The organism is Acinetobacter sp. WU_MDCI_Abxd143 (assembly GCF_025514195.1).
GTDB classification, from domain to species: domain Bacteria; phylum Pseudomonadota; class Gammaproteobacteria; order Pseudomonadales; family Moraxellaceae; genus Acinetobacter; species Acinetobacter pittii_H.
The window spans coordinates 158,053-167,708 of record NZ_JAHPTH010000006.1; the positions used below are offsets into that span (position 1 = coordinate 158,053).

The following is a 9,656-nucleotide window of genomic DNA, read 5'->3' on the forward strand; positions in this document are numbered from 1 at the left end:
CTTACCTGCGAATAGGATTTTCTGGAGTATCAAGGGGCTTATCAAGCGGTATATTCATTAAGCGCAATGATTCTTGCATAATGCGTGCAAAAATAGGGGCCGCAACCAAACCACCGTAATAACGGCCTTGTGGATTTTCAACAACTACAATAACCGCTAAACGAGGATCACTAATCGGAGCTACACCTGCAAATAAAGCACGATATTCATTATTAGAATAACCTTTACGGTCTGCACGAAGTTTATGAGCCGTACCTGTTTTACCACCAACGCGATAACCTGGAATATTAGCTTGCTTTGCGGTACCGCCTGGCATCGTCACTTGCTCAAGCATAAGCAAAACCTGATCAGCAATTTTTGGAGCAAGAACTTGCTCACCTTTAGGAGCTTGATCGAGCTTATGCAAACTTAGAGGCATTTTTACCCCATGGTTTGCAAGCATTGCATAGCCTTGCGCCAACTGAAGAATAGTTGCATTTAGACCATAACCATAAGCCATGGTACCAATTTGGGAAGAGTTTAATTTGCTTACAGGAAGTACTAAACCAGAGCTTTCACCGGGGAACTTCACAGCAGAACGTTTACCAAAGCCAGCACGGTTAAAGAAGCTTGGTAATGTTTCCTTAGGAAGTGACAACGCAATTTTTGCTGAACCCACGTTTGATGACTTAATAATTACGCCACTGACAGTCAAAGCACCATAATTATGCGTATCACGAATAGTATGCCAGCCTAAACGCATTGAACCTGGCGAAGTGTTGACAATAGTATTTGGCGTATATTGTCCAGTTTCGAGTGCAGCAGAAACTGTAAAAGGCTTCATGGTAGAACCTGGCTCGAACATATCAATCGCACCGCGGTTACGCATGGCATCTTTATTAGATAAACCGTTTTTATCATTCGGGTTATAAGATGGCCAACTGGTCATGGCCAGAATTTCGCCTGTTTTAACATCAACAGCAATTGCTGTCGCCGAACGAGCGTTATTTGCAACACCAGCAGCAGTCAACTCACGGTACATAATATATTGCAAACGAGAGTCGATACTTAAAGTGATGTTTTCGCCTGGTTCACCCTCACGAATAACCTCTGAAACTTTTAAGCGGTTACCACGTTTATCACGAATAATTTTTTGTTCGCCATCTACCCCAGACAGTTGTTTATTCAACTGCATTTCCAAGCCTTCAATCCCTTGGCCTTCACTATTGGTTAAACCAATAATCTGAGCATTTGGCTGCGGTTGAGGATAATAACGTTTATATGTTTTCTCGGCATAAACGCCTTGGAAGTTACCCTTTGTAATAAGATCTGCCTGTTGCGGCGGAACTTCTTTTTTCAAAACCAAATAACGAGAACGTGGACGTGCATTCATCTGTTTCTTTAGATCTGCACGATCTAAACCAACCACATCCGCCAACTCATCAAGGTTTAGGTTTTTATCTGGTAATTGTCGTTTTAACTTACGATTATTTGGATCTTTTTTTAATTCGGCTGTAATTTCGTCATATAAATGCTTGGTATCAAAGTAATCACGTGGATCAATGACAATTTTCATAATAGGCGTACTAATGGCCAAAGGCACGCCATGACGGTCACTAATAACCCCACGCATTGCCTCAATACGTTCAGTACGCAAAATATTGGCATTGGCCTTGTTTTGCAAAAAGTCTTTATTAATCACTTGCACATAAAATGCACGTGCAATTAAAACAACAAAACAGAGCAGTACTGTTGCCCATAGCAGATAAAACCGCCACATATCGAAGGCAAGAGTTGGCTTTTCCGAAATAGACTGCTGTTTTTTCCGTGTTTGCTTTGTTCGCTTATCTACCATACAGCAAGGCCTTACTTATTTTGCTCTGAGGTCATCGGTAAAGAAATTACCACCGTTTCTGCAGCAGGTGGCGAAAACATGCGTAGCTGGGTTACAGCACGCGTACCAATCTGTGCTGTTGCACCGAAGGTTTGTTGCTCAATAAGCAAACGTCCCCATTCAGCATTGAGATCATCACGTTCACGCATATAAGAGCTAAGCTCTCTATAATCATGACGATATTCAAACACTTGAAATACCACCATCATGGCACTGATAAAAACAAGCACCACTAATACGGTGTATGCCACAACTTTTTTCACCACTTTATTTTCAGTGGTTTCAATTTCATCACTGCTTTTCATTACGCGCCTTTTTGTTCCAAGCGTTCAGCAACCCGAAGCCATGCACTACGTGAACGTGGGTTCGCTTTTACTTCTTCTTCACTCGCACGAACCCGTGAAATTTTCTTTAACCTTCTTGTATCTACCTGTTGCTGTGGCATTCCCCAGCCAATATCTTCTGCCAAAGTCGATTCTTTTTGAATAAATTGTTTGATCAAGCGATCTTCAAGAGAATGAAAGCTAATCACAGACAAACGCCCTTTTGGTTTTAGTAAGTCTACAGCTTGTGGTAAAAATACTTCAATATCATCTAGTTCTTTATTAATAGCAATACGAATTGCCTGAAATGTCCGTGTTGCTGGATGCTTATGCTTTTCCCATTTTGGATGAGCTGTTTTAACAAGTTCTGCCAATTGGGCTGTTGTATCTAGTTTTCCAGCTTGTTTAATCGCTTTTGCAATACGTCGACTATAACGTTCTTCGCCATATTGATAAATAATATTTGCTAATTGTTCTTCTTCAATTTCAAGTAACCACTCAGCTGCGGTTAACCCCTTAGAATTATCCATTCGCATGTCTAGAGGACCATCTTGCATAAAACTGAAACCACGTTCAGCTTGGTCGAGTTGAGGAGATGACACCCCTAAGTCAGCCATAATGCCATCAACACTCATCACACCAATTTCCTGCATTTTTTCTTTAATATCAGCAAAACTGGCATGAATAATGGTAAATCTTGGGTCTTCTTTTGCCAAAGCAGCCGCAACTTCCAAAGCTTGAGGGTCTTTATCAAATGCATATACTCGTGCATTTTCATCAAGTTTTGAGAGCAATAAACGTGTATGCCCACCTCGTCCGAAGGTTGCATCGATATACACCCCTGTTGTGCGATCTGCCAATAAGCTCTCAACGGTCTCGAAAAGTAAGACAGAAATATGCGACATAGGTGTTAAATCATTGCGTAAAAATGTAACTGCACATTATCACCTTGTTTATGATCAACGCCAAACGGCTTTTTGTAGGAAAATATTAATTTTTCATAGATAAAACCGTTTTGTTAGCATTTTTTAAGCAAAAAAATAAAGAAAGCTCACTTTTTTAAGTTTGCTTGCTTTATTTATGAATATTTAACTTCTAAGTTTTCTTTTTGGACTATTGTTTTAGATCATTTTATTTACTGCTTTCCATCATAAATTTGATCAAAAATAGCACCATTTGCAAAGTGAGTTTTCTGAGCTTTAGCCCAACCACCGAACACATCATTAATGGTAAATAATTTAATTTTTGGAAATTGCGCTGCATATTTCGCAGCCACTTGAGCATTCCGCGGACGGAAATAATGTTTAGCAGCCAATTCTTGGCCTAAAGGTGAATATAAAAAGTTCAGATAACCTGTTGCCAAGGTTCGGTTTCCATCTTTATCTACTGTTTTATCTACAATCGCTACAGATGGTTCTGCCAAAATTGAAATTGATGGATAAACAATTTGATATTTATCCTTATCAGGTCCTTTCGTCGCCAACAAAGCTTCATTTTCCCAAGACAACAAAACATCACCAATGCCACGTTCGGCAAATGTCGTAAGTGAACCACGGGCTCCCGAATCTAGAACTTTCACATTGTGATAAAGCTTTTTCACCAACTCTCGAGCCTTAGCATCATTTCCACCCGGCTGTTTTAAAGCATATCCCCACGCAGAGAGATAAATCCAACGCGGTGCACCACCTGTTTTAGGGTTAGGGGTGATAATTTCCACACCTGGTTTTGTTAAATCATTCCAGTCGCGTATATTTTTCGGGTTACCTTTTCGTACTAGAAACACGACAGTTGACGTATAAGAGGCAGAATTATTTGGGAATTCTTTTTGCCAGTTCGGCTGAATAAACCCAGCTTTCACAATCTCATCAATGTCATTCGCTAACGCTAGCGTTACTACATCAGCTTCAAGTCCTGTGGCTACCGCGCGGGCTTGTTTACCAGATCCACCATGTGACTGTTTAAATTAAACATCTTGCCTTGTTCGCTGTTTCCAAAATTTACCAAATGCTTGGTTATATTCTTGATAAAACTCTCGAGTCGGATCATAAAAAACATTTAAAAAAGAGGTAGCTGCTTGAGCCGCTGTTGTCGCTATTCCCATATATAAAGCGACCGCTATTATTGATATTTTTTTCATTTACAAAACCCATCATTCGTTTTAGTTTAACTATATTTTTAATTTTATTTTTTACAATCAATTACTTATATTTATATCTTTTTTATTAATCTTTTTTAGATATATAGCTGAAAATGTCTAAGTTATTTCATTTTTGAAAAATTTTGTAATTATTCTTACAACTTATTTAGGACCTTCACTTTATCTACACATTAATTTGTTAAATAATGAAGTGTAAAGGATACATATGGTCTACATTTGAGTCGACCAATTTAAAATATAGGTAAATTTTGTAAAAAGTGTGACACAGTTCCACTTTTTTATTAATATTTATGTTTAAATCGTAGCATTACCGTAATTTTACATTTTGTTAAACTCAAAAAATAGATGAAATGTAATGAACAGAGGGGATGATTAACAATGAAAATTCATTATGGAAAAGCTTTAAGCTTAAGTTTGGTGCTGGGTTTAGCATCACAGTTTTCTGCAGCAGCAGTACTTAAAGACACTCCAAACAAAACAGGTTCAGATAAGCAAACTTCGCTTATTGAAAAAGCTTTAGATCAGCAGAAACGTAACCCTATCGTGTTACCTTCTACAAATGATGAGCTTAAGGTTCTTAATACTATTCGCGTTACTCCAACCCAAAATTTTCTTGCTGCACAACACGAACGTTTTTCACGTTTTGTTCAGGCAATCTTTCAGCCGCATGCTTCTTAAAATCTGAAACATCCCCTCTTCGTTTCAGTCTTAGCCCAGACTGACGTTAAATAAAACGTCAGAATACTGGGCTTTTTCGTTATAATAGTTTCAATTTTTATTCTGACCCATTATCTATGAAAGTTCGTACTCGTATTGCACCTTCCCCTACCGGTTTTCCTCATGTTGGCACAGCCTACATTGCTTTATTTAACATGTGTTTTGCGAAACAACATGGCGGAGAATTTATTTTAAGGATTGAAGATACAGACCAACTTCGTTCTACACCAGAATCTGAAAAAATGATTTTGGATTCATTACGTTGGTTAGGTCTGAATTGGTCTGAAGGTCCAGATGTAGGTGGCCCACATGCGCCATATCGCCAATCTGAACGTATGGGAATTTATAAGCAATACGCATTAGAACTTGTTGAAAAAGGTCATGCTTTTTACTGTTTCGCAACAGCAGAAGAACTTGATCAAATGCGTGCTGAACAACAGGCACGTGGCGAAACACCAAAATATGACGGCCGCGGTTTAAAACTTTCTCAAGAAGAAGTGACTCGACGTCTTGAAGCAGGTGAACCTCATGTCATTCGTATGAAAGTGCCTGAAGAAGGTGTTTGTAAATTTAATGACTTGCTACGTGGAGAAGTTGAAATTCCTTGGGCACAAGTCGATATGCAAGTCCTTCTAAAAACAGATGGTTTACCAACTTACCACTTGGCTAACGTTGTTGATGACCATTTAATGGAAATCACTCATGTATTGCGTGGTGAAGAATGGCTTCCATCTGCACCGAAGCATCAGTTGCTTTACCAATATTTTGGTTGGGAAATGCCAACACTTTGCCATATGCCACTGTTGCGTAACCCTGATAAATCAAAACTATCTAAACGTAAAAACCCGACATCAATTAACTACTACCGCGACATCGGTGTATTACCAGAAGCCTTGTTAAATTATTTAGGCCGCATGGGTTGGTCAATGCCGGATGAAAGAGAAGTTTTCACATTACAAGACATGATGGACAACTTTGATATTCAGCGTGTATCACTAGGTGGACCAATTTTTGATGTTGAAAAACTGAATTGGTTAAATGGTCAATGGATCAAAGGTTTAACACCTGGCCAATTATTAGACCGTTTATTAACATGGAAGAGTGATCGCAACACTTTAGAAGATATTGCTGCCGCTATTCAACCACGTATTAATTTACTTTCAGAAGCTGTAAATTGGGCTGGTTTCTATTTTAACCATATGCCACAAATTACTGCTGAAATGTTTGAAAGTAAAAAATTGACTCAAGAGCAAGTTCGTCAAAGTTTACAATTTGCAATTTGGCGTCTTGAAGGTCAGTTTACTTGGAATAATGACACCGTTAGCCAAACCCTAATGGATCTTGCGAATCAGATGGGCATTAAATTACGTGATTTCATGCCAACGTTCTTTATTGCAATCGCCGGTTCAACGAGTTCGACCCCAGTGATGCAATCAATGGTTACGCTTGGACCTGATTTAACTTTCGCTCGCTTACGTCATGCCCTAGAAATTGTAGGCGGACCAAGCAAGAAAGAAGTTAAAAATTGGGAAAAACTCAATGAGAGCTTAAAATTGCCGAAAAATGACGCAACTAGCGAAGTTTAATTCATTTTTTTGTTGACGTGTGAGCGCATTCACCCTAAGATTGCGCTCACACAAACTGGGGTCATAGCTCAGTTGGTAGAGCGCTACAATGGCATTGTAGAGGTCAGCGGTTCGATCCCGCTTGACTCCACCACGCTCCTTTGTGTTTGCCTCATTAAGTCCCTATCGTCTAGAGGCCTAGGACATCGCCCTTTCACGGCGGTAACCGGGGTTCGAATCCCCGTAGGGACGCCATATTCTGCTTTAAAAATTATTAAAAGACTCTATCGTCACCTTACTGTTTATTCTTTATCTCTTTCTAGATTGCACATTTGTCTATTTTATCTAAAATAGCGTCTTTCTTAATTCTCTCAATGTGTAATATGCAGCCATCTGACAAACAACTAGATGCTCATCAGCATCAGAACAGTACTGCACCTTTAAAAAGAGCCATGAGTACTCGCCACCTTGTGATGTTATCACTGGGCGGAGCGATCGGAACTGGTCTATTTTTAGGTTCAGGGGAAGTCATTTCACAAACTGGAGCTATTGGCGCAATTATTGCCTATATTCTTGGTGGCGCGATCGCTTACATGGTCATGCTCTGCCTAGGAGAACTCGCTGTACACATGCCTGTTTCAGGTTCTTTTGGAGCCTATGCCAAAAAATACATTAGTCCAAGTACAGGCTATATGATTTCTTGGATGTACTGGTTAACTTGGACTGCAACACTTGGAACAGAATTCACAGCCGCAGCATTGCTCATGCAAGAATGGTTCCCTCAGATTTCAATGTGGATTTGGACAATTATTTTTGCAGTTACTATTTTTGGCTTAAATATTAGTTCAACGCGTATTTTTGCTGAGTCTGAGTTTTGGCTAGCCCTTGTTAAAGTCGTCACGGTCATTGCTTTTATTGTTCTTGGCTTATTAGCAATTTTTGGTTTAATTCCATTCCATGGTGCCCAGACTGCTCCACTATTTAGCAATCTTACAGCTCAAGGCTGGTTCCCTCATGGTTTAATTCCTATTTTTACGACCATGCTAATTGTTAACTTTGCTTTCTCAGGAACCGAATTAATTGGTGTAGCAGCTGGCGAAACAAAAGATCCAGCTCAAAATGTACCAAAAGCGATTAATGCCGCGATCTGGCGCCTACTTATTTTCTTTGTAGGTACCATCATTGTTATTAGCGCCTTACTCCCATTCCAACTCGCAGGTCTAGGCGGTGATGGTGTAAGTAGCAGTCCTTTCGTGACCGTATTTAATTATATTGGCATTCCATATGCGGATGACATTATTAGGTTTGTAATTATTACTGCTCTACTTTCAGCAGCAAATTCTGGCTTATATGCAGCTTCACGTATGATGTGGTCTCTGTCAGAACAAAAATTACTACCTAGTGTGTTTGCGACTTTATCAAAAAGTGGAACACCAATCGTTGCTCTAGTTGTAACCATGTTTGGAGCAATTCCAGGTTTGCTATCAGAGCAATTTGCACCAGAGACTATTTTTAAGAATCTGCTTGGCGTAGCGGCTTTTACCATGGTGATTGTATGGATGAGCATTTGTTTAAGCCAGTTCAATTTCCGCCGCCAATGGTATAAATCAGGCCATACTGTTAAAGACTTACAATATGCTGCGCCTTTATTTCCTATTGTGCCAATTTTAGGTTTTATTTTCTGTTTTATTACTTGTTTAAGTATGGCAGCAGACCCTGAAATGCGAGCTGGCTTTGTAGGCTGTCTCATTTTCACAGCTTTATGCTATGCCAGTTATTTCATTTTTTATCGTAATAAAGACTAAAACTGTCGTTATTCAATTAAAGTGTAGCAAAAAGCTACACTTTTTTTTGCCTACATACTGGTTTTATGTATCAGACCACGGTAGATTAAAATTTATATTAAAAACAATTCTTTGTATAGAATGAAAATTATATTTATCCATGGGATGAATCAACAAAACTACACAGCACATCGCTTGAAAGAGCATTGGTTAAAAGTGTTTAAGCTCGGCCTAAAACAAATGCCTTGCAGAGTTAATATCCGTGATCTTCATATTCACATGCCATTTTATGGCGACTTAATGACCAAATACCAATTAAGCAATCAATTAGACCTTAACACGTTGTTACCTAAATCATTTTTTAATAATTATTTCCCTATTAACGTACACCCAAGTAATCCCCCACCTAAAGAGCACACTCCATTTGTTCCGTTGTTACGTCCCTCAACCGATCAAGCTGAGCAAAGCTTCTCAGAACGACTTTATCTCACTTCTCAATTAGTTAAAGATCGCGTACTGAAAGAACTAGTTGTTCTATTAAATAACTTTCCTAAACTGCATGAAAGTTTGATTCAACAATTCCTTATCGAAACCTATATGTATTTATCTAATCCAGAGTTCATGCAGGAAGTACATCAAAGAATTTTAAAGAAAATGCGAGAAGAAGAAGATTATATTGTGGTGGGACACTCTCTTGGTTCAGTTATCGCTTTCCAATTATTATCAGATCCATCTTATCAATTCTCAGTTAAGCGTTTTATTACCCTAGCTTCGCCTTTAGCTTTTCGCGTGATTCAAAGTAAGCTCCCGAATCCAATTTCTAGACCACCCTGTATTCATGGTGACTGGTTTAATTTTTACTCTCAAGATGATTTTTTGACCGCTTTTCCCTTATGCGAGGCCCCATTTAATTTTGATCCTGCCATTATCAATCAGAAAATTTATACCTTTGCCCACCAACCACATGAGATTTTAGGATATTTACAACATCCATCGGTTATAAAGGCAATTATTGAACCTTTTCAGAAAAATGAGGGCTAAATGTATATATTTTCTACAATTTGAGTTATTTTTAATCGCTTGATTGTTTTTTTTAATATTTCTTCAGAAAACTATTTGACACTTTTATTAAATCGACCTAATATACGCCCACCTCTGAAACGTCCCTATCGTCTAGAGGCCTAGGACATCGCCCTTTCACGGCGGTAACCGGGGTTCGAATCCCCGTAGGGACGC

General features: G+C 38.9%; 7 protein-coding genes, 3 tRNA genes and 1 pseudogene. 7 read left to right on the top strand and 4 right to left on the bottom strand.

Features of this window, described 5'->3' with window-relative positions; all coding sequences use genetic code 11:
* Position 1: 1 nt before the first annotated feature.
* The 4 genes and pseudogenes from ftsI to KTI79_RS12970 form a co-directional block, all read right to left on the bottom strand.
* The gene (ftsI, locus tag KTI79_RS12955) at positions 2 to 1,834 is read right to left on the bottom strand and encodes a penicillin-binding protein PBP3 (RefSeq protein ID WP_086264789.1); all 1,833 of its coding nucleotides are present in this window, start codon (positions 1,832 to 1,834) and stop codon (positions 2 to 4) included.
* A gap of 11 nt (positions 1,835 to 1,845) precedes the next feature.
* Positions 1,846 to 2,178: a cell division protein FtsL gene (ftsL, locus tag KTI79_RS12960; protein WP_086264788.1), complete on the bottom strand. Its 333-nt coding sequence runs from the start codon at positions 2,176 to 2,178 to the stop codon at positions 1,846 to 1,848.
* A complete protein-coding gene (rsmH, locus tag KTI79_RS12965) occupies positions 2,178 to 3,101 on the bottom strand; it encodes a 16S rRNA (cytosine(1402)-N(4))-methyltransferase RsmH (RefSeq protein ID WP_033848923.1) in 924 nt (307 codons plus the stop codon). Before rsmH ends, ftsL begins: the two co-directional genes overlap by 1 nt.
* 230 nt (positions 3,102 to 3,331) lie before the next feature.
* A pseudogene (locus KTI79_RS12970) lies at positions 3,332 to 4,333 on the bottom strand (sulfate ABC transporter substrate-binding protein).
* A gap of 399 nt (positions 4,334 to 4,732) precedes the next feature.
* On the opposite strand from KTI79_RS12970, the gene KTI79_RS12975 reads away from it, so the two are divergent.
* The 7 genes from KTI79_RS12975 to KTI79_RS13005 all read left to right on the top strand — a co-directional run bounded on the left by KTI79_RS12975 (position 4,733) and on the right by KTI79_RS13005 (position 9,655).
* Positions 4,733 to 5,032 carry a hypothetical protein gene (locus KTI79_RS12975; RefSeq protein WP_016142869.1) on the top strand — a complete coding sequence of 100 codons (300 nt, stop codon included), beginning with the start codon at positions 4,733 to 4,735 and terminating at the stop codon, positions 5,030 to 5,032.
* 116 nt (positions 5,033 to 5,148) lie between these two features.
* Entirely contained in the window at positions 5,149 to 6,657 is a 1,509-nt protein-coding gene (gene gltX, locus KTI79_RS12980) for a glutamate--tRNA ligase (protein ID WP_086264787.1), read from the top strand.
* Positions 6,658 to 6,714: 57 nt separating this feature from the next.
* A tRNA-Ala gene (locus KTI79_RS12985) sits at positions 6,715 to 6,790 on the top strand.
* Positions 6,791 to 6,815: 25 nt separating this feature from the next.
* Positions 6,816 to 6,891: transfer RNA gene (locus tag KTI79_RS12990), tRNA-Glu, on the top strand.
* A gap of 128 nt (positions 6,892 to 7,019) precedes the next feature.
* Positions 7,020 to 8,441, top strand: a complete 1,422-nt coding sequence (locus KTI79_RS12995) for an amino acid permease (protein ID WP_086264786.1) — start codon at positions 7,020 to 7,022, stop codon at positions 8,439 to 8,441.
* 120 nt (positions 8,442 to 8,561) lie between these two features.
* Positions 8,562 to 9,461 (top strand): hypothetical protein, encoded by a 900-nt coding sequence (locus KTI79_RS13000; protein ID WP_086376066.1) that lies wholly within the window; start codon positions 8,562 to 8,564, stop codon positions 9,459 to 9,461.
* A gap of 121 nt (positions 9,462 to 9,582) precedes the next feature.
* Positions 9,583 to 9,655: transfer RNA gene (locus tag KTI79_RS13005), tRNA-Glu, on the top strand.
* Position 9,656: the final 1 nt, after the last annotated feature.